This window comes from Bradyrhizobium sp. CB82, from assembly GCF_029714405.1.
Classification (GTDB): Bacteria; Pseudomonadota; Alphaproteobacteria; order Rhizobiales; family Xanthobacteraceae; genus Bradyrhizobium.
In genome coordinates this window covers 610,425-635,545 of record NZ_CP121651.1, presented here as the reverse complement: position 1 = coordinate 635,545, position 25,121 = coordinate 610,425, and the positions used below count along the sequence as shown (strand labels likewise).

The following is a 25,121-nucleotide window of genomic DNA, read 5'->3' as shown; positions in this document are numbered from 1 at the left end:
ATCAGCGTATCCTCCATCTGAAGCGAGCCCCAGGTTTCCTGCGTAGCCAGCACAGAGCTTGGACCCGACCGATATCGGTTGTCTTCGGCTAAACGCTCAAATCTCTGGAGCAAAATTGACCATTTGGCGATATGCTAGACCTATGGCACGTTCTTCGGAAAAATTGATCCTCGCAACCGTTCGCCGTATCGCCACGGCTTTAGTGCCCGAATTGCCCTCGATTGGTGACGGGACCCTTTCCCACATTCTAGCGGCGATGCCAGAAATCCCCCACGGCGGCATGATCGACCTCGCGCGGGCGAGTTGCCACGCCAACAGCAAGGCGATCCTGCACGCGCTGATCAACTCGGTCCCGTTTGAACAGATGGCTCCCCCAGCCGAAGTGGTGCAGTCCACCCGCGCTATGGTCCAGCACAACTTCAGCTACGACGCGATCATGCGGGCTTACCGAGTGGGGCTGATCTACTGGTGCAAGCGCTGGTCCGATGCGGTCGAGCGGTACTGCCGCGATAAGTCCATTGCCGTGTCAGTTGTCAGTTATGGGACAGCGTTTTTGATCGGCTGGTTAGATCTAATCACGCAGCGGCTAGGTTCCGAGTATACAGATGAGGCCGAGCGCGTTGCGCGGGAGGGCTCCCTGGCCTGGGCGGCTTACGTCAGGCGCGTCTTGACGGAAGACGATGTCAATATACGCGATGCAGGCCTGCGCTTGGGCTACAATCTTGCAGGGCATCATGTTGCGCTCGTTTTGCAGCGACATCAAGGTGGGGATCAGACGCCACTAGATTCGACCGCGCATGAGATAGCCGCTACGTTGAGCCGAGCAAAACCTCTACTAGTTCGCACTGACATCGATACGGTTTGGTGCTGGATCCCTGCACAGGTCACGAGTGAAGGTCGTCCAACGCAAGCTGCCGTGATTGTCGGTCAGGGACGGCCAGCCGTCGGTCTCACCGGATTCCGCCGTAGTCACCGAGAAGCGTGCGATGCGCTTCGAGTCGCGCGTCTCGCAGGCTATCCAGCGGGGACCGTAACGTACTTTGAGCACGTAGAGCTCGCCGCTCTTTGCGGCAGCGATCCCGCAAATTGCCGCGCCTTCATGGCCGACCAGCTCGGTTCCCTAGCAGACGAGACGGTCGAAGCACGCCGCCTCCGTGCCACGCTTACGGGATTCTTCGATGCCAATAGCAATTTCCGCGCAGCCGGCAGCCGCCTTGGCCTCCATCACAACACGGTTCGCTACCGTCTCAATCGCGCGGAAACCCTCCTCGGACGTCCTCTCGAAGAAAACCGACTACACCTCGAGCTCGCTCTCCATTTAGCGGACCGACTCGCAGCGCCACAGCGTCGGGTGGAGAGGTCCGCGGACGTCGCCGGTTCTCGTGGTCGTGGACGCAAGAAAACAGTCGTTCGACAACAGTAGCCAGCCCTGATTCACAGCACTGACTAAAGAGAGCGGCTTTGCCAGGCAAAGGCTCTATTTCGGCGATGATGCTGCGCAAACACTGAAAAGAACACCTAGACGCGAAGCTTGAAGAGATTTGTACGCGCGTGCGGCTTTTGAGCTGATGACGCGGTGTCACTGGGCCGAGGCACGCGACATGCTCCAATCTGCCAACAATTCGACTAGCTGACCATCGGCGACGTGCCTGTTCACAACGGGCTCAGCCTTGAAAGCAATTCCGAGGATTTGGCATATTATCTCGTGTGCGGCCTCATTGGCCCGAACGAGAAGACCTCTGCGCTGAGGTCACAAGGGTCCTTGCTTCCGCACAAGATGGCGCAGCTACAATCGCTGAATCTCGTGCCGTCTTAAGCAGGATCGATTTTTCAGACAATCACCTGGAGGCATGGAGCTGATCGCCCGTGAAGTGAGCAATGCTGTCTCCACGAAGTGCTCCAATTGCGAAGTCCATGATCTGCTCTAGATTTGGTCGATGAAAACCTCCCCTCGTAGCGATTAGGCGCGGATCGCAAAAGACAGCCGTAGTTACAAGAAGACATCGCCCAAGGACTATGCTATCTCCGCCTTGAAACTGGCGTCGTGCTATCCCTTCCGAGACGATGTCGGCCACGATGGACTCGATCCGCTCCGTGAAGGAACGGCTAACCAACCAGTTCTCTCGTACCGAAATCACCACTAGTTCATGGAGATGTTTTTCGTTGAGGAAGCGATCAGCATGGCGCTTCTCGATAGCTGCCAACGTCGCCCTTAGTCGCTCGGCGGGAGTTCGCGGGGTTACAGAGGCTTCAGTCGCGAGAGCGATCACCTCCGCAAACAACCTGTCTGCAACAGCATCGTTCATCGCTTGCTTCGAGCTGAAGAACCGATAGACGTTTGCGGGCGACATTGAACACTCGCGCGCAATATCGGCCACCGATGTCTTCCTATGACCCATCAGCCGATACAGTCTGGTAGCAGCGTCCAGAATGCGACAGCAGGTAGCAGAATGTTCGGCCGCTAAGTTATTATGTTTCATGGCCCTGAAACGCTGGCTATTCTCGCACGCTGTGAATCGCGCATATCATGCTTAGGTGTTCGAGCCAGGGTTGCCTCGGGGACTTTCTTCGCATTGACATATTTGGCCGGCAGCGCTGCTAACGTTCGTCGTCATGGATCGACGACGGATGCCGGCACAGCGGCGCGACCCGGATCTCCATGAATGGAAACAGCGGCAGGCTGGACAGGATGTCGTGCAATTCTTGCGCGCCCGAGACGTCGAATATGCTGACATTGGCATAGCGCCCGGCCACCCGCCACAAATGGCGCCAGGCCCCTGTGCGCTGCAGCTCCATGGCGCGGACACGCTCCGCCTGCTTCAGAGCGTCGGCTCGCTCAGTCGGCAGATCGTGCGGGATCCGCACCTCCATTTCGACGTGAAACAGCATGACGATGAACTCTCTCTGCAAGCATAAAGCGACCGCGCAAAAATGGCGTGGAGCCGCGGCGCGATCGCGGCGGCTCCCTTGATCGTCTCTACCGGATCGCCAGCCTTGCCTTCAGCCCTGCACCAGTCCGCGGCTGACGAGGTTGATGTCATCGGGATTAACCAGATCCTCCGCCGTCCAACCGGAGACGTCGTAGTCGCTCATGCAGTTGCGCACGAAATCCTGCATGGCGCCGAGGTCCCCGGTGGCGGCCGCGGCGTTCAGCGTCTCGACCCGCAGGTTCTCGTAATTGCCGGCATAGTTGCGCTCGTAGAGCTCGTGCCTGCCACCGAATTCGGAGCCGACCGCGTCCCACAGCAGCTTGAGCAGCTTGATCCGGTCGATCGCGGCATAGCCGTTCGAGCCGCGCACGAAGCGATCGAGATAGGGCCGGATCGCATCGCTCTCCAGATCGGCCGAGCTCGACGGCAGATAGATCAGGCCGCTCGCGACATGGCGCTCGATCAATTCCTTGATCCGCGGATAGGCCATCGGCGCGAACACACGATATGCCAGCCCGTAGTTTAGGTTGGGCAGATTGTAGCCCTCGGTGCCCTGCCAGGCGATCGGCGATTTCACCATCGCGTCCGCAATGCCGTGGAACAGATTGCGCCAGGCGATCACCTCCCCCACGGCGGTCTGCACGCCGCGGAAGTCCTTGGAGCCGGTCGCTTCGACGGCCATCGAAAACAGGCCGGCGATAAAGTCGAGCTTCACGGCCAGCCGCGTCACGCCGTGCAGCGTGAACCGCGGGATGAAACCGGACGCCGGGAAGAACTGGTTGATCTTGTCGACATCGCCATAGATGAAGACGTTTTCCCAGGGCACCAGCACCTTGTCGAACACGAGGATCGAGTCGTTTTCGTCGAAGCGGCTCGACAGCGGGTAGTCGAACGGCGAGCCAGTCGCCGCCGCCGTGAATTCGTAGGACGAGCGGGCGATCAACTTGATGCCCTTGGCATCCATCGGCGCCGTGAAGATCAGCGCGAACGACTTGTCCTTGATCGGGATGCCGTAGTGGGCGATGAAGTTGTAGTGCGTCAAGGCCGAGCCGGTTGCGACCACCTTCGCCCCGGAGACGATCAGGCCGGCGTCGGTCTCCTTCTCGACATGCATGAAGACGTCGCGCACCTCCTCGATCGCCCGATCGCGATCGATCGGAGGGTTGACGATGGCGTGATTCCAGAAGTCGAGCCGCTCCTGGGTCCGGGCATACCACTTCCTGGCGTTGCCGGCGTAGTCGCCATAGAAGCTCGAATTCGCACCCAGCGTGCCAAGGAACGATGCCTTGTAATCAGGTGAACGGCCCATCCAGCCGAACGCAACCTTCTGCAGTTCGGCGATCGCGTCGCGGCCCTTGATCAGATCGTCGGCCGTCTTCGAGCCGAGGAAGAACGGATGAGTCAATTGTCCCGAGCCGGTGTCGGTCAGGACGCCGATCTGATCCTTCTTATCGTGAAAACGATCGTACCAGCGCGCCACCATCCGCGCCGAATTGCGAAAGGCGGGATGCTGGGTGACGTTCTTGACGCGCTCGCCGTAGATGTAGATTTCTCTTCCGTCCTGGATGCTGTCCAGGAATTCCGCGCCGGTATAGACGCTGGTGGTCGACGCAGGCATGTCGGCTCGCAGGGCGGCTGCTGTAGTCATGGACGCTTCTTCTCCTTTGTGTCGTTAGACCCGCGGCTGTTGCCGCATCGGCCCGATACCATCTCGTCACGCTCTTGGTCGGCGTGACATCGGAGGAAAAGCTACGCGCTCGTCCGGAGCCGGCGGAAGGTATCACACCATACCGCGCGGACCGGCCCGGCTCGGGCTATGACTCGATGGCACGGACCGGACGGCAATGATCGTCCGGCCGACGCAACGCCGCAGCTGACGCAGCAGTCGCGCAGCACGGCAAGGGAGCGAAAACCGGAGCGAACCATGGCCACGGGTTTGGGCAAGGGTTTTGACAGCAGCGCTGGCGAACTGGCCCTCGACGCCTGCGTCGTGACGATCGGCGCGTTTGACGGCGTCCACCGCGGCCATCAGGAGCTGCTCCGACAGACAATTGCGGCAGCGCAACGCCGCGGCGTTGCCGCCGTGGTCTACACCTTCAATCCGCCGCCAAAGGTGTACTTCGGCCAGGCCGAGCCGTTGATATCGCTGCGCGAAAAGCTCGCGCGCATCGCAACATTCGCGCCGGACCACATCATCGTCGCCGACTTCAACCGGATCTATGCGCGGCGAACCGCGGCGGATTTCCTCGCCGAGCTGCGGCGGCTGCAGCCGCGTGAAGTGGTCGTCGGCGAGGATTTCCGCTTCGGGTCCTGCAAGGGCGGCACGGCGCTTCTGTTGCAGCAACACTTCAACACCCGCATCCTGCCGCCGGTGCGCTGCGGCAATGGCGAGATCGTCTCCAGCAGCCGGATCCGGAGCTTGCGGCGATCCGGCCTTGCCGCTGCCGCGGCGACGCTGGAAAACTGGCGAGACATCGTGACCGCGCCACCGGCCAATCGATCCGGCTTGGCCCAAGCCGAGACCGCAAGCCAATGACCGCGATCGATCCGCGCGAACTGCGCAATGCCTGTGGCCAGTTCGGCACCGGCGTGACCATCATCACGACGCATTGCGAGGGCCGCGACCATGGCATGACGGCCAACGCCTTCATGTCGGTCTCGCTCGATCCGCCGCTGGTCGCCATCTCGATCGCGAAAAGCGCGAAGATGCTTCGCAACATCCAGAACACCGGCCGCTTCGCAGTGAGCGTCCTCGCCGAGGGGATGGACGATTTGGCGTGGCATTTCGCCGGCAAGCCTAGGCTCGAGCTTTGCGACATTTTCGAACAGCGCAACGAGCTACCCGTGATCGCCAACGCGGCCGCCTATTTCGTGACCGATCTCGCCGACGAGATCGTCGCCGGGGACCACACCATCTTCCTCGGCCGCGTCCGCGCGATGGCCTTGGAGCCCAGCAAGAAGCCGCTGCTGTTCTTCCGCGGCCGCTTTGGCGGCCTTGCCGACCCGCACCCTGCGCCCGCGATGCTGGAGAATGCTGCTTACGAATTTGTGTGGTGAGGCCACCAACCGATATTCCCGAAAACGGGATGCAAGTTTGATCAACCTGCAAGAAGAGGAGGAAACGACCATGTTGAACGTCACCAAGGACACCATCACCGACCACGTGATCGCCGCGCTCGCAAAGGATATTCCGGATCGCAACCGCCAGATCATGACTAGCCTGATCCGCCACATGCACGCGTTCTGCAAGGAAGTCGACCTGACCTTTGCCGAGTGGTTCGCCGCCTGCGAATTCCTGCGGCGCGCCGGCGACATCTCGGACGAGAAGCGCAACGAGTTCATCCTGATCGCTGATATCCTCGGCGTCGAGGTGCTGGTCGATATGCTCGACCACCGGGTCACCGACGGCGAGAGCGAGTCCACCGTGCTTGGGCCGTTCTACCGGGAAAACCCGCCGGTACTGCCGAAGGGCGCCTCCATCATCAAGAAGACGTTCGACAACGCGCAGACCGTCAAGGTCAGCGGGCGCATCAGCGACACCGCAGGGCGGCCGATCGAGGGCGTCACCATCGACGTCTGGGAGGACGCGCCGAATGGGCTCTACGATCTGCAGGATCCGGAGCAGCCGGCCTACAATCTGCGCGGCCGCTTCACCACCGACGCCAACGGCGAATATGCCTTTGTGGCGCTTCGCCCCGAGCCCTACCCGATCCCCTATGACGGCGCGGGCGGCGAGCTGTTGAAGTACATGGGCCACCATCCCTGGCGCCCGGGCCACATCCACTTCATGCTCCAGAAGGAAGGTTATCAATCGCTGATCTCGCAGATCTACGATTCCGAGACCAAATATCTCGACAACGACGCGGTGTTCGCCGTGAAGCAGAGCCTGATCGGCAAGTTCAACAAGGCACCGGCCAGTGCCGACACTGATCTGGTTCTCAACTTCGACTTCAAGCTCAAGAAGGCGGCAGTCGAACGGCTCGTCGCGGCCGAGTAATACCCGTGATGTCCTGCCAGGCCCCCCGGCCTGGCAGGCTCATTCTGAACTGACCTGCGAGGATATATGAGTCGTGCCGTGATCGAAATCGCCGAGCCTGTGGAGCGAGTGCAGGCTCACACAAAGGACACCGCGATCCGCAGCATCCGCGCCACCATCGTGGAGGCGCCGACCCGCCGTCGGCACAAGCTCTCGAACACGGAAGTCACGCATCAGGGCTACGTGCTGGTGCGCGTCCTGCTCGACAACGGCGTGACGGGCATTGGCGAAGCCTCGACGCTCGGCGGGCCGCGCTGGGCCGAGGAGAGCGTGGAGTCGATCGAGGCCGCGGTCACGAATTATCTGGGGCCGGCGCTGCTCGGGCAGCCTGCCCTCGGCTTCGAGGCCAATGCGCTCCGCATGGGCAAAGCCGCGACCCGCAATTTCGCGGCCAAGGGCGCGATCGAGTCCGCCCTGCTCGACGCCGCGGGCAAGACACTCGGCCTGCCCGCCAGCGCGTTGCTCGGTGGAGCAGTACACGAACGCATCGAGGTGATCTGGGCGCTGGCCTCGGGCGACAGCGGCCAGGAGGTCGAGGAAGCTAGGGAGAAGCTGCGGCGCCGCGAACACCGCCAGTTCAAGATCAAGTTCGGCTTCAACCGGCCACAAGCCGATCTGAAGCGGCTGCAGGCGCTGCGCGCGGGCCTCGGCGACGAGGTCCGCCTGATCGTCGATGTTAACCAGGGCTGGACCGAGGCCGAATGCATCCGCTTCATGCCCGTGCTGGAGGAATTGGATGTTGCCCTGATCGAACAACCGGTGTCGGCGCTGCAGTTGGACGCCATGGCGCGCGTCGCGGCCCGCACGTCCATCCCGCTGCTGGTCGACGAAGCGGCCTTCACCAAGGAAGAGATCGCCCGCGCAGGCACGATGGGCTGCGGCAGCGTCTACTCGCTGAAGCTCGTGAAGAGCGGCGGCCTGTTTGAGATGAAGTGCGCCGCTGCGGTCGCCCGCGCGCACGGCCTCGAGCTCTATGGTGGCTGCCTGCTTGAGAGCAGCATCGGCGCCGCTGCGCATCTCGCCGCATTCGCCACCCTGCCCAAGCTCGAATGGGGCACCGAGCATTTCGGTCCGCGGATCCTCGTGGAGGACTTGGTCGTCAACCCGATCAGATTCGAGGAGTTCGAGATCTGCGTTCCCGATGGTCCAGGTCTCGGCGTCGAGGTCGATGAGGACAAGATCCGCGCCTTCGCCCGGAAGGACTAGGGCGTCTACTCATAAAGGCGCCGACCTCGGTATCATGTGGACAAACAGAAATCCTATGATCGACCAGAGGAATGCCGTTGATCAGCTAATGTGGACGTTCGACGAGCGTGCGGTCCGGAAATGCGCGCGGATTTACCTCGAACGCGATGAAGATGCTGCGGGCGCGGCTGTATCATATCGCCTGTGAGCGGTTCGAAACAAGGAATGAGACCTTCTGGATCGTTGTCCCCGCCATCGGGGTCACACTGTTAATGGCCACAATAGTTTTGGAAGGTAAAGGCGGCCATGAGTAGACGGCCTAGGCAGGCGGCGTCGTTCCCGCGGACAATTGACAACCCGGGGACCTACGCCCAGTCTTTACGCTGGAACCATCGTCCTGATCATGCGCTGATGACCACGCGATACCAAACCCGGCAGGACCTCCCGGCCGCTTCCGCGGAAGCGCGCGAACAAGCGTCCGGCTGACCGTGACCGACCGCGACGACGTCATGGACCTCAGGCGACTGGTCTATTTCGTTGCGGTCGCAGAGGAACTGCATTTCGGCCGTGCCGCCTCGCGGCTCGCGATCGCGCAGCCGCCGCTCAGCCGGCAGATAGCGCAACTCGAGAGCGATCTCGGCGTCATGCTGATCGACCGGAGCCGAAGCCAGATCCGGCTGACCCAGGCCGGCAGCGTGCTTCTGGAGCGTGCTCGCGACGTGCTGGAGCGACTCGACCGAACGCATCGCGAGATCAAGCGGATCGGAGAAGGCTTTTCGGGACATCTGCGCGTCGCCTTCGTCGGATCGGCGACCTATGGCGTGCTGCCCAATGTGATCAAGGCGTTTCGCTCCGCCTATCCCGACGTCGAACTCGCGCTGTCGGCGATGAACAACGCCGAGCAGAAACGCGCGGTGATCCAGCGCGAGATCGATATCGCCATCGCCCGCCCCTCGCTCGACGACGAGGAGTTGAAGTCGGAGCCGCTGCTGCACGAGCCGTTGATCCTTGCGCTGTCCGACACCTCGCCTTTGCTCGAACAGCCGGTCACGAGGTTGTCGGCGCTGAAGGCCGAGACATTCATCCTCTACCCGCGCAAGCCGCGCCCGAGCTTCGCCGACTACATCCTCAACATCTGCCTGGAAGAGGGCTTCATTCCAAAATCGCAGGTGCTAGCCCAGGACTATCAGACTGCGATCAGCCTGGTCTCGGTCGGCGTCGGCATCTCGCTGGTGCCGAAATCGGTCTCGGAGGCGGAACGCCCCGGCGTCGCCTACCGCGCCTATGAGGGACATAATCCAGGGACCGCGCTGTCGCTGAACTACCGGCGCGACAACCGGATGCCGCATTTGTTCAATTTCCTGAAGATCGCACAAGACGTCACGCGGCGGCAGCGCAAGCCATAGTCTCGCGCTCTCAGGCCGCGACCGGCGCGAGTGCGCGATCGTCGACGCTGCGATCGCATCGGAAAACACGTCGATCATTGCACCCAGCGGCACGCCGTTCTCCGCGAGGTGCCAGCGGAACCCGTGCCGGGGACGCCAAGGAAGGCCCCGACGAAGTGACGCGCGATCGAAGCAGCCGCGCGCCCGACATGCCCGCGCTCTCGGGCGAGGTGAAGTTGATGGAAACATCGGTGGTTTGCTGCGTGGACATGAAGAGGCGTCTCCGAGTCGATCGGTTGCGTTGTGCGTTTCGGATGGGTAAAGGATTTGCCGATCAGCTTGGATTGCGACGCTCTGCGTCCGGCGAAGCCGAAATCGTGTAGTCGAAGCTGTAACCCTCCAGGATGTCGACGAGCCTCTGGCGTAGAGCATCGTCCAATGCAGGAGCGGCGACATTGACGGTCGTGCCAAGCTTGCCGCCGGCCGAGACCGCCACGGAAACATCCCGCCCGACCGCTGCGTCGATTGCCTCTGTGACGAACCGTCGTACGGAATCAATTCGCAGTGCCGGCTTGAAGATCTTGCCCACTCCGGTCACGGGAATCGCGTCGATGATATAATAGCGTTTGGGCCACGCGGGACGCTCCGGGATGAGCGGCTCAGCGAACGTCCGCAGCTCTTCTGTGGTCGCCTTCATGCCAGGTTTGATGCTGACGTAGCAGACAGGGAGCTCGCCCGCGTACCTGTCGGGTTGCCCCACGGCCGCGGCAAGCTGCACCGCGGGATGCCGCGAAACTGCTTCCTCGATCGTCTGAGGGTCGATGTTGTGACCGCTCCGGATGATCAGGTCCTTGGCCCGTCCAGCGATGTAGATACGTCCTTCCCCATCCGAGTAGGCGAGATCTCCGCTGCTCAAGACGCCATCACGGATCGTGTCGTCGTCCTGAATTCCTTTGTATCCCGGCGACACGTTTGGGCCGACAATGGTGAGCACGCCTACTTCGCCTGTTGAGCATTCCTGGCCAAGCGAACCGTTCCCCAGCAACTTGCGTACCGAAATGGAGGTGTATGGCAAGCGGAATCCGACGGACCCGATGGCGGGGTCGGCTGCTGCGGGCGCAATCGCGGCCAGGCCGCCACATTCCGTCATCCCGAATATCTCGTGGACCTTGAGGCCGGTCTTGTGCTCGAATCGCTCTATCATCGCGTTCGGGGATGATGACCCGCCGGTGATCGCCAAACGAGCCCGCGAAAGGTCCGCGCCATCGAGAGGGACATCAAGGAGCGCGGCGAGTACCGTAGGTACGCCACCCAATATCGTGGCGCCGTAACGCTGGCTGATCTTCCAGAAGTTCTGAATCATGCGAGGATTGCGGAAGCCGGCGGGCGATAGAACCAATATCCGGCCTCCGGCCATGAAAAAGGCGAGACCCGAGGCGATGGTTCCCGCAACATGAAACAGCGGCAGGCCGTGGGTCATCACATCGGCCTTCGAGTACTGCAGCATCGCAGCACCTCCGAACGATGCGACGATCTGGTTGCGATGCGTGTGCGCCGCCAGCTTCGGCGCGCCTGTAGTGCCACCAGTGTGAAAATAGGCCGCGACGTCGTCGCCGGATCGCGGCTTCTCAAAATCCAGGCTGCTGCCGGAGTGGCGCGCGATTAACTCGGCGAAATGCGACGCGCCCCCCTGCGCAGGACCACCTGGAGCGACCTGTATGAGCCTCAACTCCGGAAGGAGCTTGCTGACCGCGACAGCCTTCTCCCAGATGTCCGATTGAGGAGAAGGACCGAGGGCTACAAGGACACTTACCCCGGCGGCGCGAAGAAGATTTGCGATGTGAGCGGTTTGCAGCAGAACATTGACTGGTAGAGCATAGCCGACGGTTTCGGCTCCCCAGAGGGCGAACTGGGTCTCCGGAAGATGGGGAAGCATGAGACCGACGCCGGCACCTGGACCCGCGACGTCATGGAAGAAATTGGCTGCGCGCGTGATTCCTGCGAGTAGTTCGCGATAGGAGACGTTTTTCGGCGATTCGTCTTCCTCGCCCGTCAAAATTAAGGTGAGGGCAGGGGCATTGCCGAGCCGCTCAGCGCCGTACGAGAAGACGTCGTACACGCTGCGCCATGGGCACCGTTCCTCGAAGGTCTTCTCGGTCTCGAAGCGCTTGACGTCGGACAAGGTCCGAAACGGAAAGTCGAACTGCACCCTGCGTCTCCTCTGGGTTGTGGCGTCGGCTGGGCGCCTACCGCAGTAGCCCCAACCGCAACCGCGCTTTTCCGAACTTTCATCGGGACGTTCGGTTTGTTTAACGATGTAAACTATACGAGACGAAGAACAGCATCATGCAGTACATGGTCAAGCTCGAGAGCTAGAATTGTGCTCCATTCTTACGAGCCCGGTGTGGAAGAGCATTTGATGTCGCCTTCGCAGGTTATGCGAGTTCGGGGCCACTATGCCCCTAGTGCAACTCACCTATCGGGAACTGCGGTCGTGCGCGAAAGCCTGGCCGGAACTACGCAGCCGTCAGCCGCACTAACATACTCTCGAGGCCACGCAGGGAATTGTTGAGCCTGCGTTTCGGCTCGGCCGTCAGCTCGATGGTCTTCACGCGCCTCGCAAGCTCGCCGAAGATCAGTTCGCCCTCCAGGCGGGCGATCATCTGGCCGACACAGGCGTGGATGCCGGCGCCGAAGCCGACATGCCCGGTCGCAGCACGTTCGACGTTGAAGCGGTCGGCCCTGTCCCACCGTGCGGGATCGCGATTGGCTGAGGCCATGAACAGCAGCACCTTGCAGTGGGCGGGAATTACGCCGCCGCCGATCTCGACCTCGCGCGAGGTGGTGCGAAAGAACGTCTGCACCGGTGAATCGTAGCGCAGGCCTTCCTCGAATGCGTTGCGCGCCAGCTCCGGCTTCTGGTGGAGCTTGCGATACTCGTCCGGATGGGTGGCGAGCGCGAGCAGGGTGTTGCCGATGCCGTTGACGGTGGTGTCGACTCCTGCGGTGAGGAACGGCCGCACCAGATGCGTCGCTTCATGCTCGGTGATCTCGCCCTCGTCGGCCGCCCCGTAGATCATCATGCCGAGGCTGTCGGGTCGCAGCGCATCCCGCGCGCAACATTCCATGATCCAGCTCTGCGCCGCGAGACCTTCCTGCCGTGAAGCCGCCAGGATCTCGTTCTCCGGGCCGAAGCTGTTGAACACGAACGTGCTCCAGGCCAGGAGCTTCTCGCGGCCGTCGGGCCGGATGCCGATCGCGTCCGGAAACACTTTCATCGGATAGGCTTCCGCAAGATCGGCGACGGCGTCGAATGTGCCCTTGTCGATCAGCTCCGAGACCTTCTTCTCGGCCTCACGCTGAAACGTCTCGCGCAGCTTCCTTGCGACGCCCGGCGACAGCGTGCGGCCGAGGACCCGCCGGCCCTTGTCGTGGTCGGGCGGATCGATCTGGAGCGTCAGGGGTTTCGGCAGCGCCGGGTTCATCCCGTGGAGCCCGACGCCCTCGCCGCTGATGAACGTCTTCCAGTCCTTCAGCGCCGGCTCGACCTCGGCATAGCCGGCCATCGCCCACACGCCGTAACGCTCCAATTCGAACACAGGCCCGAGTGCGCGCAGCGCCGCATAGGCAGGATAGGGATCCATCAGGAAGTCGGGCGCAAACGGGTCGACCGCGCTGGAGGCAATGCCGTTCATGGTCAGCTCCGCTGTGGCTTGCTAAGAGGGCACTGGCCTTCACTCTCTGCACGGAATGCCTCCTCGCCCTTGATCGTAGCGACGACCTTCAGCAGATCCCAGTTCGCCGCCGATTCCTCGGGCGACTTGACCTGGAGCAGGTAGAGCGAGTGGATCTTGCGCCCGTCCTTGCGGATATAGCCCCTGCCGAAAAGCGGATCGTCGGTGGGCATCTCCTTCATCGCAGTGACGACGGCCTTGCCATCCTTGGCGCTGCCGACCTTGTCGACCGCCTTGAGATAGTGGATGACCGAAGCATAGACACCGGCCTGCATATCGTTCGGATAGGCTTTCGATGGAATGCGCTCGACAAAGCGTTTTGCGAAACCCCGCGTGCCGTCATTGAGATCCCAGTAGAACGGATTCATGATCTGCGCGCCTTGCGCAAATTTCAGCCCAAGCGCGGGAAGGCCGTTCATGCCCAGGATCAATCCGACCAGCTTGTGATCCCTGGTCAGCCCGAACTCGGCGGCTTGCTTCATCGAGGTGATGGTGTCGTCGCCGGCATTGGCGAAGCCGACGACGTTCGCGCCAGATGCCTGGGCCTGGAGCAGGAAGGAGGCGTAGTCGGCCGTTCCCAGCGGATGCCGCACGCTGCCGAGCACCTCGCCGCCGGACGCCTTCACGGCCTCCGCGGCCTGCTTCTCCAGATCATGGCCAAAGGCATAGTCGGCGGTGATGAAGAACCACTTCTTGCCGCCCTGCTGCACGATCGCCTTGCCGAGGCCGCGGCCATAGGCATAGGTGTCGTAGGTCCAGTGCACCGTGTTCGGCGTGCACTTCTCGCCGGTAAGCAGCACCGTGCCGGCGCCCGATCCGACGAAGACCTTGTTCTTCTCGGCGCTCATGCCGGCCACCGCGAGCGCGATCGACGAGTTCGGAATGTCGAAGATCGCATCGACGCTCTCGTTCTCGTACCAGCGCCGGGCGATGCCGATCCCGATATCGGTCTTGTTCTGATGGTCGGCCGCGACGACCTCGACCGGCTTGCCGGCAGCCTTCCCGCCGTAATCCTCGACCGCCATCTTGGCGGCGACGACCGAGCCGATGCCCTGATAGCTCGCGAACGGACCGGATTGGTCGTTGAGGATGCCGATCTTCACAGCGTCCTGGGCGAAGCCCGGTGCGGTGGTCAGCATTGCCGCCAGCATGCACAATTTATGCAGGAATTTGCTGTTCATTGTGTCCCTCCCATGGCGGTCTTGGTGCCGCTTCATAATAGTTATATTTTATAGCTATTTTTGAGAGTGTCAATTCGGCCCGCTTTGGATGCAAATCATGAGCCCGAAGACCCCGAAATCCGGCGCCAAATCTGCTGAACAGCAGGAGAAAACGCTGGATCTGAATGCGCTTCAGCGCACACCCGGCTTCATGCTGCGCCTCGCGCAGCTGAAGTTCTTCGAAGGCTTCTATGAGGAGTTCGCCGCACTGGGGCTGACGCCGGCAACCTACGCGATCTTCGCCATCATTCGCGACAATCCCGGCGTGCCGCCGAGCAGCCTCGCCAGCCTGCTCCGGCTGCGCCTGCCGAACCTGATCAAGATCCTGAACGAGCTGGAGTCGTCCGGCTTCATCAAGCGCAACCGCTCGAAGTCCGATCGCCGAGCCGTCGAGCTCGTGCTCACGCCGAAAGGCGCGAAGCTCATTCAGGACGGGGCAAGGCTGACGGAGCCCTATAATCGGAAGATGCTGGCTCCGCTCACCGAGGCCGAGCAGCGCACATTGCTCGACCTCTTGAACCGAATGCTGCCGCTTTAAAGGTGGCCAGTTCGCGGAGCGTTATCCGGCGCGGCGACAGCTCCAGCGACATTCGTTGAAGCATGTTCTAAGAGTGATAGAAGCGGAGCACCCGCATGCATAGGCACGGCGATCAGCTCCATGCAAGCGGACAGTCGTTGTGTCGCTCTCGAATCCGATTGGCGCACACGGTCTGCCCCGCACATGTCGAGCTTGTAAGCACCGCGAACCCGCCGAGCAGCCGCTACTCATTTGTTTGAAGCCTCAGTAACTTGTAAATGATGATGTCGAGGATCGCTCATTGACCCACCGGATGCTAAGAGCGCGTGGTTATGCCACTCCTCTGACGGGCGGCATCGACCAGCACTAGCCCAGAGCTGCCGCTAATACCGACCCGCTTGAGGATTCTGTCATCATCAACATACGTCCTGTTCCATCGAGGGCAACGTTTGTGCAGGTCGGACCAGCGCATGATTTGACGCGTGCGACGCACTCGCCGTTCGGCGCCAGCATAAAGATGTGGCCGAGCGAGCATGGGCGACGAACAAGCGGCCATCACGGTCCATCGTCAGGCCATCCGGCCCGCTGGAGCCGAAGAACGAGGCGAAGCGGCCGACCTTCGCGACGCCCCCGCGTCATCGCCACGAACAGGACGGTCTCGTCCGGGCTCAGCACGAGCCCGTTCGGACTCGGTCCATTCGAGATCAGGCAGTCGAGACGGCCGTCGCTGCGCAGGCGGAAGACCCGGCCGCTCGAAGCGTGCAATCCGGTCTGGCCCTGATCGGTAAAATAGATGTCACCATTCGCGGCGTGTGCAAATCGTTGCAGCCGCGGAACGACTCGGAGTTGCGATGCGACAGCAGCGGCCGGAGCGTGCCGCGCACAGAATCGAGCTCCATGATGCCGTTCATGTAGTCGGCGACGAGAATGCGGCCATCCGGCGCGATCTTCAGGCCGTTCGGCCAGCCCTCGTATTCGGCGATCAGCGACCAGGCACCGTCCGGTGCGATCCTGAAGATGCGGCCGAATGGGATGTCCACCACATAGAGATGGCCAGCGGCATCGAAGGCCGGCCCTTCGATGAAACTGTCCACGGGATGCCGCGATTCGCAAGCTTCGCAGCGTCGTCTACGACTATTTTGCCTTCGGACGAAGCCTGGAAGCTGCGCGCGAGATCTTCGCGAGCTTTGTTGGCCTGTCCCCCACTCAGTATTTGATACTGATCGCCATCAAGAATTCGACCGCGGAAAAACCGATGGGCGTCAATCAGGTTGCCGAGCGCCTGTATCTAAGTGGTGCCTTCGTCACCAACGAGATCAACAAGCTGGTCTCTGACGGTCTGATCGAGAAAAGCCCACACCCGGGCGACGGGCGGCGCGTGCAACTCACGCTGACCGAACACGGGATAAACCTGTTGATCCGCCTCGCCGCTCTGCAACGCCCCGTCAACGACGCGCTGTTTGGGATGTTGACGCGCGAGGAGTTCAAACTCCTCTCGCAAATGCTTTCTCGTCTCGCGTCAAACGCCGACAGCGCGCTGAAGCTCGCCGAGCACGTTCGGGCGACGCTCACGTCGCAAAGTAACGAAGCGTACCGCTTCGAGCCGCAAAGAGGCCGCAAGAAACAACGAACAAGCCGGTAAAACCTGAGGTGGTATCTCCAGCAGATATAGGGGACGATTTCGCGTTTGAAAGCGATGGACAGGCCACCGAAATTATCGGGTTGCTCACGCCTCACCGGAACACGCGGCGGGTTTCACACGCCGCGCTTCTTGAGGCCGTTGGTGAGAATCTTCATCACCGTGCCGAACATGGCGTCAATTTGCGCGGCGTCTGCCCGCAGGCTGTCGGTGCGCCACATCAGGCTCAATACGCCATTCATCATGGTCCATAGGGCGGTGGAAGTGAGTTCAGGGTCGAACCCGCCGTCGATGACCGCCTCATCAATCCCCCGGCGGATCAAGGCGCCCAACTTGGCGTTTTGCTCCCGGATCAAATTCGCGATCCGCGTCAGCGCCTCGGGCTCGTTCGGCGGCTCGACCAGGATACGAAACTGATGCGGGCGTTCCTTGGCGAAGTTGGTATAGGCCGCCGCCACCGCGTACAAGCGGTCTTCCACCCCGCCCGGCGAGGCATAAGCGTCGTCCATGTATTGCCTGTTCTCTTCCAGCGCGCGCTCGGCCACGGCGATTAGCAGCGCCGAGAGACCGCCGACCCGGTTGTATAAGGTCTGCACCGCCACGTCGGCACGTGTTGCGACCGCTTCCAGGGTGACCGCGTCGCGCCCCCCTTCCGCCAGAAGAGTCTCCGCCGCTTCCAGGATCGACAACCGGGTCGCCTTGGCCTTGCGTTGGGTTCGAGTCTCCTTTCCCCGGCCCGCTTCCTTCTTTATTGGATTGACTTCCATTTTTATAACCTGTTATAGTATTGTAAGTCGATACAAGTTTGTTGCTGAATCTAAGATTATCATACATCGACATATCGGGGGGAAGAATGAGGCGACGAGCGAACGTCGAGTTCGCCTCTGGCCAGCGAGGTGAGCGGTGCCGGGGCTGGCTTTATGAACCGGAGGGGAACAGGCCCTTCCCCGTCATTGTCATGGCGCACGGCCTGGGCGGCATCAAGGAGATGCGCCTGGACGCGTTTGCCGAACGCTTTTCCGACGCCGGCTACGCATGCCTGGTCTTCGACTACCGCAATTTCGGGGCGAGCGAGGGGGCTCCCCGGCAGTTGCTGGACATCGGCAAACAGTTGGAAGACTGGTCCAGCGCAATCGCCTTTGCACAGCAGCAGCCCAGCCTCATGCGCAACAAGGTCGTCCTGTGGGGCACCTCCTTCGGCGGCGGCCATGTCATTGCCTCTGCCGCGCGCGACCAGAAAGTGGCGGCTGCCATTGCCCAATGTCCCTTCACCGACGGCATCACCTCCGCCATTGCGATGGATTTGCGCAGCAGCCTCAAAGTGACGGCGATGGCCATGGTGGACCTGCTGCGCGGCCTAGTCGGCATGACACCCTTGATGGTGGCCACTTCCGGCCCGCCACATTCCGCCGCCCTCATGACCGCGCCCGGCGCCCATGACGGCTATCTGGCCCTGGTGCCGAGCGGATTTTCGTTCAGCAACCACGTCGCAGCGCGCTTCGCGGTGAACATCCTGCGCTACCGTCCCGGACGCTGGGCCGCAAAGGTGTCCTGCCCGATTCTTTTCTGCATCTGCGAGACCGACTCTGTCGCGCCCGCCGGGCCGACCCGGCGCTATGCCAAGAAGGCGCCGCGCGGCGAAGTCCGCCTGTATCGGGACGGCCATTTCGACATCTACATCGGCGAAGCCTTCGAACGGGTGGTGGCCGATCAGCTCGATTTTCTCAAACGCCATATCCCCCTGAAAGGATGAACCATGTCGAAATAAGATTCATCACTCTTCCGGCGCTTTATCGAGTGCGCCGAGTTCCGTGGCAGGATCCAATAAGTCAACAACCTTCTGCAAAAGAAAGTACATGATGACTTACCACTTGAACGACAAGGTGGTGCTGATCACCGGCGCGGCGGGCGGAATCGGCGCCGCGACCGCACGCGAACTCTATGCCCTCGGTGCGAGTTTGGTGCTGACCGATATGCAGCAAACCGCTGTGGACAAACTTGCAAAAGAGTTCTCCCCATCTCGGGTGCTACCTGTGGCGCTTGACGTCACTGACGCCGCGGCAACGAATGCTGTCATCCAGAAGACTATCCAACGCTTCGGACACCTAGATGTGGTTTTTGCCAACGCTGGCATTTCGTGGCGTAGTGGCGCCTCAACAATTGCCAGTTGCGATGAGGCGGAGTTCGAGAAAATCGTAGAAGTGGATTTTCTTGGCGTCTGGCGCACGATTCGCGCGGCGCTGCCGGAGATTATTCGCAACCAGGGCCAAGTCCTTGTCACGTCTTCCGCATACGCTTTTCTGAATGGCTTGGCGAATGCACCTTATGCCGCATCGAAGGCAGGGGTAGAAATGCTCACACGCTGCTTGAGAGCAGAGTTCGCATATACCGGTGCAACGGCCAGCGTCGTCTACCCCGGCTGGACGGCTACGGCCATCGCGAAGGTTGCCTTCGGCGGAAACGCAACCGTGACAAAAATGAATGAGGTTGTATTTCCAGAGTGGCTGCGTCGGGCCATTCCCCCCGAGCAGGTAGCACGTGCGATCGCGAAAGGTGTGCAGTATCGCAGGCCTCGCATCTACGCGCCATGGCGGTGGATTCCGTTCTCACTCTTCCGCGGTATCTTCGGTGTACTGACCGATGTCATGCTGAGTCGACACAAAGAAATGCACGCCCTGATCCAGCAACTCGAGGCTGAATCACCGCGCTGAGAAAAAAGCCTCGGAAACGACTTCTGGGCTTTTACGGAAACGTTATCGCGATCACCCCGTCCGGAATCTGAAGGCGGGTGTCGCTCTGACATCTCACGAGCGCATCCTACTAGTGTCCTGATTCTGAAGTCGGCTTCATTCTAGGCATTAGCGGCGAGTGTGCGAAGGCAAAAGCGTTGGATGCTGGCCAAGATGTCGTCGGCGGTCTTGGTCCAGCGGAACGGTTTGGGATCGGTATTGGTGGCGTCGATGTAAGCCTTGATCGCTTTTTCGAGCTCGGCGACCGAGCGGAACACGCCTCGTTTCAAGGCGCGCTCGGTCAGCAGGGCGAAGAAGCGTTCGACCTGATTGATCCATGATGCTGAGGTTGGCGTGAAGTGCACGTGCCAGCGCGGGCGCTTGGCGAACCAGTTACGGATCGGCCTGGTTTTATGGGTTGCGTAGTTGTCCATGACGATGTGAACGTCGAGATTGGCCGGCACGTTGCGCTCAATCTCATCCAGGAATTTGCGGAACTCGTTCGCGCGGTGGCGGGCCATGCACTTGCCGACGATGGTGCCCGCTTTCACATCGAGCGCCGCGAACAACGATGTCGTTCCGTGCCGCTTATAATCGTGCGTGCGCCGCTCGGCCTGTCCGGGCCGCATCGGCAACAGGGGCTGCGTGCGGTCGAGCGCCTGGATCTGGCTTTTCTCATCGACACACAACACGATAGCGCGTTCGGGCGGTGACAAGTAGAGCCCGACGATATCGCGCACTTTCTCTACGAACAGCGGATCGGTGGAAAGCTTGTAAGTCTCGACGCGGTGCGGTTGCAGACCGAAGGCGCGCCAGATGCGATGCACCGTCGAAGGCGCATGACCGATCTCCTTAGCCATGCTCCTGAGGCTCCAGTGGGTGCCACCCCTTGGTCGCGTCTCCAACGTTTTGCGGATCGTGCTCGCGATTTCGTCGTCGCCAATCTCGCGCGGCGCGCCGGGCCGCGGCTCGTCGTAGAGACCGTCCATACGCTGGTCGGCAAAGCGGTTGCGCCAGGTGCCGACCGTGTGCGTGCAGACCCCAAGCTTCGACGCGATCTCTTTGTTCTTGAGACCGCCAGCCGCCGCCAACACAATGCGCGCCCGCTCCGCCACGGCCTGCGGCGCGCCGTGCTTGCGCGTCAATGCCGTCAGCTCGCGCTTCTCCACGTCATCGAGTACGATCGCGACAGCTCGTCCCTTGGCCATTCCAGCCTCCCAATCTAAGGGTCGGCAGAAATGTAACTGATTTGTCGATCAGGACACTAGGGCGTGTACTCATCTGTGGACGCCCCGCGAGATGCAAGCGATTTTTGAAGAAGATCGGCACGTAGTCGGATGCTGCCATCTGTCCGGCCTCTGATGGTGCAACGATGAAGCTGCGGGCCCGTATGGGAGTTCGCGGACCGAAACCAAATCATAAACGCGTGCTCTGGGCACGATGAGTACACCTGGTTCTTCCGGCCCCGTCTCGCCGACTGTTGCGCCATACCCTCCTTCGACCGACTACATCTCTGACGACCTCTGGCCCACCAAGATCAAGCCTTGGCTGAGACCGGAGCCCTGTAGTTTTCGCGCTTTACAAGTAACGCCCAGACAATCCGGGCCATCTTGTTCGCAAGCGCGACCGTTACCAGCATGCGAGGTTTGCGAGTCAACATCTGTTCGAGCCAGGCCCCCTTGGGCGCTCCGCGTTTGCTCGCCTGCTGCACAACAGCGCTGCTGCCGATGATGAGGAGGCGCCTGAGCGTTCGCTCCCCCATCTTGGACGTCGCGCCAAGCTTCTGTTTGCCACCCGTCGATTTTTGAAGAGGCGTGAGACCCAACCAGGCGGCAAAGTCGCGGCCCTTGGCGAAAGTCTCGATCGGCGGTGCTAGGGCGGCGATCGCAGTGGCGGAGATCGGGCCGATGCCAGGAATGGTCATCAGCCTGCGCGATACCTCGTCCTCGCGAGCGCGTCGCGCGATCTCCTTGTCGAGATCCACGATCTTGCCATTCAACTCGGCCAGAACGTCTAGCATCACTCGGAACATGGGACGGGCCGCTTCGGGAAGGGAGCTGGCCATCGCTTCTTCCTCGATCAGATCGGCAAGCGTCGCCACATGCGATGGCCCCTTGGGCGCTATCCAACCATATTCCGTGAGGTGTCCTCGGATCGCGTTGATGAGCTGGGTTCGCTGCCGCACCAACAGGTCCCGGGTTCGAAACACCAGACCCGCAGCCTGTTGCTCTTCACTCTTCACGGCAACGAACCGCATGCTCGGCCGCTGCGCAGCTTCGCAGATCGCCTCGGCATCGATCGCGTCGTTCTTTTGCCGCTTTACAAACGGCTTTACATAAGCGGGTGGGATCAGCCGAACCTGATGGCCAAGCTGCGTGAGCTGTCGGGCCCAGTGATGGGCTCCGCCACATGCCTCTAAAGCTACCGTGCAACTTGGCTGAACTGCGAAGAAATCCAAGAGCTTTCCTCGGCTGATCCGTTTGCTGAATACAGCCCGTCCTTTCCCGTCCGCTCTTAACCCGGCCTCTGCATTGATGATCGTCGCTGTGAGCGCGTCGACGACAGCACCATAGGTGCGCACAAAATCCTCTGAGGTCTGCAATGGCGCTTCGCCCTTTGCATCGCCCAGATTGTACCAACTCGGCTTCGACTTCCAAGACATAGCGCGCTCCTGTAGTGTGTTACGAGAACATTTCGCTCCAACAGCGATGCAACGTTTCCGGCGCTTTATCGAGCGCGCCGGTTTCCGTGGCAAAAACATCCAGCAAGCCATCAAGCTGGCATCGTCCACCGGATGGAACTTGCCCGCAAAAGCTCATGGGGGTCATTCCGGCAATGTTGACGTATCGATGAGCACCCCTAAGTGCTGCAGGGTTGGATGAATCGGCAATGAGGTGATCTTCGCCGCGTTGCACCTTCATCGATCACGCCAGGAGGGTCTGGCGACGGCCGGCGCGAGGACCGTTCGGACGAAGTCCACCCAGGGTCGTCATGCCAGACTGTCCCAAGCCGCTTTGCCAGGCAGCTGCCCGGGTAGTGTGTGATTCGGCGATCAGAGCAGGGTCGACAGGAGCACAGTCTAGTGGTACAAGCGTCGAACTTGGTGCAAAGGTAAGTGGTTGTTTTTGCTATAATTTGATGGATCAAGCCCCAATCCTTTCCTGGGCACCATCGCTCCGCGATGTAGTTGATTTCGCTGAAGTCCCTGATACTCAAGGGTGATCGACCGTCTCAACTGGTACACAGAGACGGTACACATGCTTCTGCGAATGGCCTCTCCTATCCGCCGCGACGGCTCCTCCGTTCACTACCTCCGAAAGCGCGTTCCTGCTGATCTGACTGACAGGGCAGCGGGCTTGGTGCTGCATGTCCCCGTGGGGGAGGAGACCGCTGGGGTGCGTGTCGGTCGCACCGGCACGATCAAGGTGTCGCTGCGCACTCACGATCCCCGCGAGGCCAAGGCGCGACAGGCCAAGGCGCTTGCCTATCTCGACGACATGTAGCGGTCGCTCCGGGAGGGTCCTCGCCGGTTGACGCATCGCGAGGTCGTCGCGCTGGCGGGTGAATGGTATCGAGACACAAAGCGCACGTGGGAGAGCGATCCGGGTCGGGCCACGCTCTGGAACATGCTCGATGCGGCCCTCAGAAATGGGACGCCGCTGCCGTTCAGCGCGAGATGGCCCCCTACGTTGCTGAGTTGCTTGCCCAGCGTGCTCTACAGGTGGACGATGACAGCCGTTTCCGGTTGGCCAAGGCAATGCACGAAGCCTTTCGGGACGCCACCGCGTTGCTGGAGCGTCGCGGCAGGGGCGACTACGGGCCCGATCTGATAGAGCAGCGCTTTCCCGAATGGGAGCCCGAGGCCCGTCGAACGCGCAGACGAGCTTGAGCATTACTTTGCTGTTCGCAGGCTGGGAGCTGGAAAGCCGAGCGGCGGGCGTCACCGACAAGACGATCAGCGAATACAAATCGGTGCTCACGCGTTTCGCCACCTTCGTCGGGCACGACGATGCCACCCGCATCACGCCTCACGATGTGGTCGGCTGGAAAGACAAGCGGCTTGCGGACGGACGTTCACCGAAGACAGTGAAGGACGTGGACCTATCCGCCATGAAGTCGGTGTTCGGCTGGGGCGTTCGGAACCACAAGCTGAAGACCAACCCCGCCCATGGTGTGACACTGAAGGTGGGAAAGAAGACGCGTGAGCGCGGGAAGGGCTTCACCGACGACGAGGCTAAGGCGATCCTGAAGGTCGCGCTGGAATACAGCGGAGTTGCTCAAGAGAACACGAAGACCACTGCCGCGAAGCGGTGGCTCCCTTGGCTGTGCGCCTACACTGGCGCTCGGATCGGCGAGGTTGCCCAGCTACGTCGCGAAGATGTTCGCCGCGAGGGCGACCATTGCGCAGCCGTTCGGCCCAGCGCAGCGCCGCGTCGTTTGAAGGTTGGCGCAGTCGCCTCCGGGTCTCGGTTGACTCGGTCTGGCCGCTCGGCTGCGGTGCGCCGATGGCGTCCTGATCGTCGACCAGGCCAGAGGCTTCGGTCATCGCGGAAGCTTCTTTTATATCCATGCGGTTCTCCTATTCCGATCTCAGGCTGACTTCCGCTGTGGCCTGGCCGCCGGCTTCTTCGCCGCCGTCTCCTTGGCCTTCTTGCCCTCGATCGGCATCAGCATCTCCTTCTGGCCGCTCGATGCCTTGCGCGGCTTCTTGGCTGCCTTTGCGGCCTTCGCCGGCGCGGCTTCCCGGCCGACGCTCCGCCGCAGTGCTTCCATCAGGTCGACCACGTTGGTCGCTGCGGGCCACTCCTTCGGAGTGATCGGCTTGCCGGCGCGCTTCCTGTTGATGAGGTCAATGAGCGCTGTCTCGTAGTGGTCCTCGAACTTCTCGGGCTCGAAGCGTCCCGCCTTCTGGTTCACGATGTGCTTGGCGAGATCAAGCATAGCGTAAGCTCTCGCAGTTACAGACGGGACCGTTCGCCCAAGTCGTTTCGCGGCTGATGCCGCGGATGCGCCCGAAAGAACTAGCTGCCGCAGACGTTCGTCTTCATCTGCCGTCCACGGCTTACGTTTGTCTTGCGCCATTCCAATTCTGCCTTCAGATTTTGATCGCGTGGTTCGACCTCTCGCATTTCGCAGCTGGCTTCCGATTGCGCAGCGATCAGCAAGTATGACGCCAACCTGCAATCAGAGAGCCGCGTGAGAGGACGCTCATCCGTATCTTCCTCCGCAGGACGGTTGGATATGGTCCTTCCGCATCGCTTGGCCTGTGCCTCCCGGTTTTCGTCTGTTTGCCAGATCGTAGTCATGCATGCTCTTGTTAAGGCGATCGCATTCAGCTGCAACAGGTGCTTCTTAACCTTATCATGCACGCCCTGGACGCGATGAGCTGTCTTACCGAGGACGTGGGAGAACTCATGATTAGCACTTCGAGCGATATCTCGGACTGCGTGCTCGTATCTGTGCGCGATACGGGATCTGGCGTGCCCCTGAATATGACGGAGCGCTTCTTCGAAGCCTTCTACACTAGGAAGTCCGAGGGCATGGGAATTGGCTTGGCCATCCGTCGTTCGATCATCGAGGCGCATGGAGTGCGGCCATGGGTCGTTGCGTTGCGAATGAGCCGCGGGGGGCTGCGTTGCAGCGCCTTCTCGGGAGGGGCCGAGGCTCGAGACAGTAGCATCCTCCGCCTTCAAGATGAGACCAGTCGCTTCGAATCCTTGGTCGCATGAACCCGACTTGAAACGCA

Annotated in this window: 23 protein-coding genes and 2 pseudogenes; 13 read left to right on the top strand and 12 right to left on the bottom strand. The window is 61.2% G+C overall.

All coding sequences use genetic code 11. From position 1 onward, the window contains the following. Positions 1-142: 142 nt before the first annotated feature. The gene (locus QA640_RS46925) at positions 143-1,423 is read left to right on the top strand and encodes a helix-turn-helix domain-containing protein (protein WP_283043297.1); all 1,281 of its coding nucleotides are present in this window, start codon (positions 143-145) and stop codon (positions 1,421-1,423) included. Positions 1,424-1,838: 415 nt separating this feature from the next. Here the strand turns inward: QA640_RS46925 and QA640_RS46920 are convergent, their stop codons facing one another. The 3 genes from QA640_RS46920 to QA640_RS46910 form a co-directional block, all read right to left on the bottom strand. After that, on the bottom strand, positions 1,839-2,378 hold the full coding sequence (locus tag QA640_RS46920; protein WP_283043296.1) for a TetR family transcriptional regulator: 540 nt from the start codon (positions 2,376-2,378) through the stop codon (positions 1,839-1,841). Positions 2,379-2,598: 220 nt separating this feature from the next. Continuing rightward, on the bottom strand, positions 2,599-2,889 hold the full coding sequence (catC, locus tag QA640_RS46915) for a muconolactone Delta-isomerase (RefSeq protein WP_283043294.1): 291 nt from the start codon (positions 2,887-2,889) through the stop codon (positions 2,599-2,601). Between the two features lie 111 nt (positions 2,890-3,000). Further along, positions 3,001-4,578: a 4-hydroxyphenylacetate 3-hydroxylase N-terminal domain-containing protein gene (locus tag QA640_RS46910; RefSeq protein WP_283043293.1), complete on the bottom strand. Its 1,578-nt coding sequence runs from the start codon at positions 4,576-4,578 to the stop codon at positions 3,001-3,003. Between the two features lie 276 nt (positions 4,579-4,854). Between QA640_RS46910 and QA640_RS46905 the strand changes: the two genes are divergently transcribed. The 5 genes from QA640_RS46905 to QA640_RS46885 all read left to right on the top strand — a co-directional run bounded on the left by QA640_RS46905 (position 4,855) and on the right by QA640_RS46885 (position 9,557). Further along, on the top strand, positions 4,855-5,466 hold the full coding sequence (locus QA640_RS46905; RefSeq protein WP_283043292.1) for an FAD synthetase: 612 nt from the start codon (positions 4,855-4,857) through the stop codon (positions 5,464-5,466). Then, a complete protein-coding gene (locus QA640_RS46900) occupies positions 5,463-5,987 on the top strand; it encodes a flavin reductase family protein (protein WP_283043291.1) in 525 nt (174 codons plus the stop codon). The genes QA640_RS46905 and QA640_RS46900 overlap by 4 nt, the downstream gene beginning before the upstream one ends. Positions 5,988-6,057: 70 nt before the next feature. After that, entirely contained in the window at positions 6,058-6,927 is an 870-nt protein-coding gene (locus tag QA640_RS46895; RefSeq protein WP_283043290.1) for an intradiol ring-cleavage dioxygenase, read from the top strand. Positions 6,928-6,993: 66 nt separating this feature from the next. Further along, entirely contained in the window at positions 6,994-8,172 is a 1,179-nt protein-coding gene (locus QA640_RS46890) for a muconate/chloromuconate family cycloisomerase (protein ID WP_283043289.1), read from the top strand. A gap of 488 nt (positions 8,173-8,660) precedes the next feature. After that, complete coding sequence (locus QA640_RS46885; RefSeq protein ID WP_283043886.1) at positions 8,661-9,557, top strand: LysR family transcriptional regulator; 897 nt, start codon at positions 8,661-8,663, stop codon at positions 9,555-9,557. A gap of 313 nt (positions 9,558-9,870) precedes the next feature. Here the strand turns inward: QA640_RS46885 and QA640_RS46880 are convergent, their stop codons facing one another. From QA640_RS46880 to QA640_RS46870, 3 genes are all read right to left on the bottom strand, one after another. Continuing rightward, entirely contained in the window at positions 9,871-11,745 is a 1,875-nt protein-coding gene (locus QA640_RS46880) for an AMP-binding protein (protein WP_283043288.1), read from the bottom strand. Positions 11,746-12,052: 307 nt separating this feature from the next. Then, the gene (locus tag QA640_RS46875; protein WP_283043287.1) at positions 12,053-13,231 is read right to left on the bottom strand and encodes a cytochrome P450; all 1,179 of its coding nucleotides are present in this window, start codon (positions 13,229-13,231) and stop codon (positions 12,053-12,055) included. A gap of 2 nt (positions 13,232-13,233) precedes the next feature. Continuing rightward, positions 13,234-14,451 carry an ABC transporter substrate-binding protein gene (locus QA640_RS46870; RefSeq protein ID WP_283043286.1) on the bottom strand — a complete coding sequence of 406 codons (1,218 nt, stop codon included), beginning with the start codon at positions 14,449-14,451 and terminating at the stop codon, positions 13,234-13,236. Between the two features lie 97 nt (positions 14,452-14,548). Between QA640_RS46870 and QA640_RS46865 the strand changes: the two genes are divergently transcribed. Further along, entirely contained in the window at positions 14,549-15,028 is a 480-nt protein-coding gene (locus QA640_RS46865) for a MarR family transcriptional regulator (RefSeq protein ID WP_283043285.1), read from the top strand. 345 nt (positions 15,029-15,373) lie between these two features. Here QA640_RS46865 and QA640_RS46860 read toward each other — a convergent pair. After that, positions 15,374-16,101: pseudogene (locus QA640_RS46860) on the bottom strand (SMP-30/gluconolactonase/LRE family protein). 119 nt (positions 16,102-16,220) lie between these two features. Here QA640_RS46860 and QA640_RS46855 point away from each other — a divergent pair. Then, the gene (locus QA640_RS46855) at positions 16,221-16,649 is read left to right on the top strand and encodes a MarR family winged helix-turn-helix transcriptional regulator (RefSeq protein WP_283043284.1); all 429 of its coding nucleotides are present in this window, start codon (positions 16,221-16,223) and stop codon (positions 16,647-16,649) included. Between the two features lie 113 nt (positions 16,650-16,762). Here QA640_RS46855 and QA640_RS46850 read toward each other — a convergent pair whose 3' ends face one another. Then, positions 16,763-17,413, bottom strand: coding sequence for a TetR/AcrR family transcriptional regulator (locus QA640_RS46850; protein ID WP_283043283.1), 651 nt, complete (start codon positions 17,411-17,413; stop codon positions 16,763-16,765). A gap of 86 nt (positions 17,414-17,499) precedes the next feature. Between QA640_RS46850 and QA640_RS46845 the strand changes: the two genes are divergently transcribed. Both QA640_RS46845 and QA640_RS46840 read left to right on the top strand, forming a co-directional pair. Next, positions 17,500-18,399: an alpha/beta fold hydrolase gene (locus QA640_RS46845; protein WP_283043282.1), complete on the top strand. Its 900-nt coding sequence runs from the start codon at positions 17,500-17,502 to the stop codon at positions 18,397-18,399. 106 nt (positions 18,400-18,505) lie between these two features. Next, positions 18,506-19,357 (top strand): SDR family NAD(P)-dependent oxidoreductase, encoded by an 852-nt coding sequence (locus QA640_RS46840; protein ID WP_283043885.1) that lies wholly within the window; start codon positions 18,506-18,508, stop codon positions 19,355-19,357. A gap of 140 nt (positions 19,358-19,497) precedes the next feature. Here the strand turns inward: QA640_RS46840 and QA640_RS46835 are convergent, their stop codons facing one another. From QA640_RS46835 to QA640_RS46825, 3 genes are all read right to left on the bottom strand, one after another. Then, a complete protein-coding gene (locus QA640_RS46835) occupies positions 19,498-20,583 on the bottom strand; it encodes an IS630 family transposase (protein WP_283043281.1) in 1,086 nt (361 codons plus the stop codon). 329 nt (positions 20,584-20,912) lie between these two features. After that, the gene (locus tag QA640_RS46830) at positions 20,913-22,037 is read right to left on the bottom strand and encodes an IS110 family transposase (protein ID WP_283043280.1); all 1,125 of its coding nucleotides are present in this window, start codon (positions 22,035-22,037) and stop codon (positions 20,913-20,915) included. Between the two features lie 19 nt (positions 22,038-22,056). After that, complete coding sequence (locus QA640_RS46825) at positions 22,057-22,296, bottom strand: hypothetical protein (RefSeq protein WP_283043279.1); 240 nt, start codon at positions 22,294-22,296, stop codon at positions 22,057-22,059. A 336-nt stretch (positions 22,297-22,632) separates the two neighbouring features. On the opposite strand from QA640_RS46825, the gene QA640_RS48575 reads away from it, so the two are divergent. Together QA640_RS48575 and QA640_RS46820 are read left to right on the top strand one after the other, a co-directional pair. Beyond that, on the top strand, positions 22,633-22,878 hold the full coding sequence (locus tag QA640_RS48575) for a DUF6538 domain-containing protein (RefSeq protein ID WP_349253776.1): 246 nt from the start codon (positions 22,633-22,635) through the stop codon (positions 22,876-22,878). Positions 22,879-23,272: 394 nt separating this feature from the next. Then, positions 23,273-23,974, top strand: a complete 702-nt coding sequence (locus QA640_RS46820; RefSeq protein WP_283043278.1) for a site-specific integrase — start codon at positions 23,273-23,275, stop codon at positions 23,972-23,974. On the opposite strand, the pseudogene QA640_RS46815 reads toward QA640_RS46820, so the two are convergent. Further along, positions 23,966-24,316, bottom strand: a pseudogene (locus QA640_RS46815) (Ku protein); the annotation flags it as partial. The gene QA640_RS46820 and the pseudogene QA640_RS46815 overlap by 9 nt on opposite strands. 422 nt (positions 24,317-24,738) lie before the next feature. Between QA640_RS46815 and QA640_RS46810 the strand changes: the two are divergent. Continuing rightward, on the top strand, positions 24,739-25,104 hold the full coding sequence (locus QA640_RS46810) for an ATP-binding protein (protein WP_349253775.1): 366 nt from the start codon (positions 24,739-24,741) through the stop codon (positions 25,102-25,104). Positions 25,105-25,121 lie beyond the last annotated feature (17 nt).

Excerpts from the sequence above, each read along its gene's own strand:
- QA640_RS46925 (WP_283043297.1), top strand. The coding sequence starts at position 143 with ATGGCACGTTCTTCGGAAAAATTGATCCTCGCAACCGTTCGCCGTATC.
- catC (WP_283043294.1), bottom strand. The coding sequence starts at position 2,889 with ATGCTGTTTCACGTCGAAATGGAGGTGCGGATCCCGCACGATCTGCCG.
- QA640_RS46910 (WP_283043293.1), bottom strand. The coding sequence starts at position 4,578 with ATGACTACAGCAGCCGCCCTGCGAGCCGACATGCCTGCGTCGACCACC.
- QA640_RS46905 (WP_283043292.1), top strand. The coding sequence starts at position 4,855 with ATGGCCACGGGTTTGGGCAAGGGTTTTGACAGCAGCGCTGGCGAACTG.
- QA640_RS46900 (WP_283043291.1), top strand. The coding sequence starts at position 5,463 with ATGACCGCGATCGATCCGCGCGAACTGCGCAATGCCTGTGGCCAGTTC.
- QA640_RS46895 (WP_283043290.1), top strand. The coding sequence starts at position 6,058 with ATGTTGAACGTCACCAAGGACACCATCACCGACCACGTGATCGCCGCG.
- QA640_RS46890 (WP_283043289.1), top strand. The coding sequence starts at position 6,994 with ATGAGTCGTGCCGTGATCGAAATCGCCGAGCCTGTGGAGCGAGTGCAG.
- QA640_RS46885 (WP_283043886.1), top strand. The coding sequence starts at position 8,661 with ATGGACCTCAGGCGACTGGTCTATTTCGTTGCGGTCGCAGAGGAACTG.
- QA640_RS46875 (WP_283043287.1), bottom strand. The coding sequence starts at position 13,231 with ATGAACGGCATTGCCTCCAGCGCGGTCGACCCGTTTGCGCCCGACTTC.
- QA640_RS46870 (WP_283043286.1), bottom strand. The coding sequence starts at position 14,451 with ATGAACAGCAAATTCCTGCATAAATTGTGCATGCTGGCGGCAATGCTG.
- QA640_RS46865 (WP_283043285.1), top strand. The coding sequence starts at position 14,549 with ATGAGCCCGAAGACCCCGAAATCCGGCGCCAAATCTGCTGAACAGCAG.
- QA640_RS46850 (WP_283043283.1), bottom strand. The coding sequence starts at position 17,413 with ATGGAAGTCAATCCAATAAAGAAGGAAGCGGGCCGGGGAAAGGAGACT.
- QA640_RS46845 (WP_283043282.1), top strand. The coding sequence starts at position 17,500 with ATGAGGCGACGAGCGAACGTCGAGTTCGCCTCTGGCCAGCGAGGTGAG.
- QA640_RS46840 (WP_283043885.1), top strand. The coding sequence starts at position 18,506 with ATGACTTACCACTTGAACGACAAGGTGGTGCTGATCACCGGCGCGGCG.
- QA640_RS46835 (WP_283043281.1), bottom strand. The coding sequence starts at position 20,583 with ATGGCCAAGGGACGAGCTGTCGCGATCGTACTCGATGACGTGGAGAAG.
- QA640_RS46830 (WP_283043280.1), bottom strand. The coding sequence starts at position 22,037 with ATGTCTTGGAAGTCGAAGCCGAGTTGGTACAATCTGGGCGATGCAAAG.
- QA640_RS46825 (WP_283043279.1), bottom strand. The coding sequence starts at position 22,296 with ATGAAGGTGCAACGCGGCGAAGATCACCTCATTGCCGATTCATCCAAC.
- QA640_RS48575 (WP_349253776.1), top strand. The coding sequence starts at position 22,633 with ATGCTTCTGCGAATGGCCTCTCCTATCCGCCGCGACGGCTCCTCCGTT.
- QA640_RS46810 (WP_349253775.1), top strand. The coding sequence starts at position 24,739 with ATGCACGCCCTGGACGCGATGAGCTGTCTTACCGAGGACGTGGGAGAA.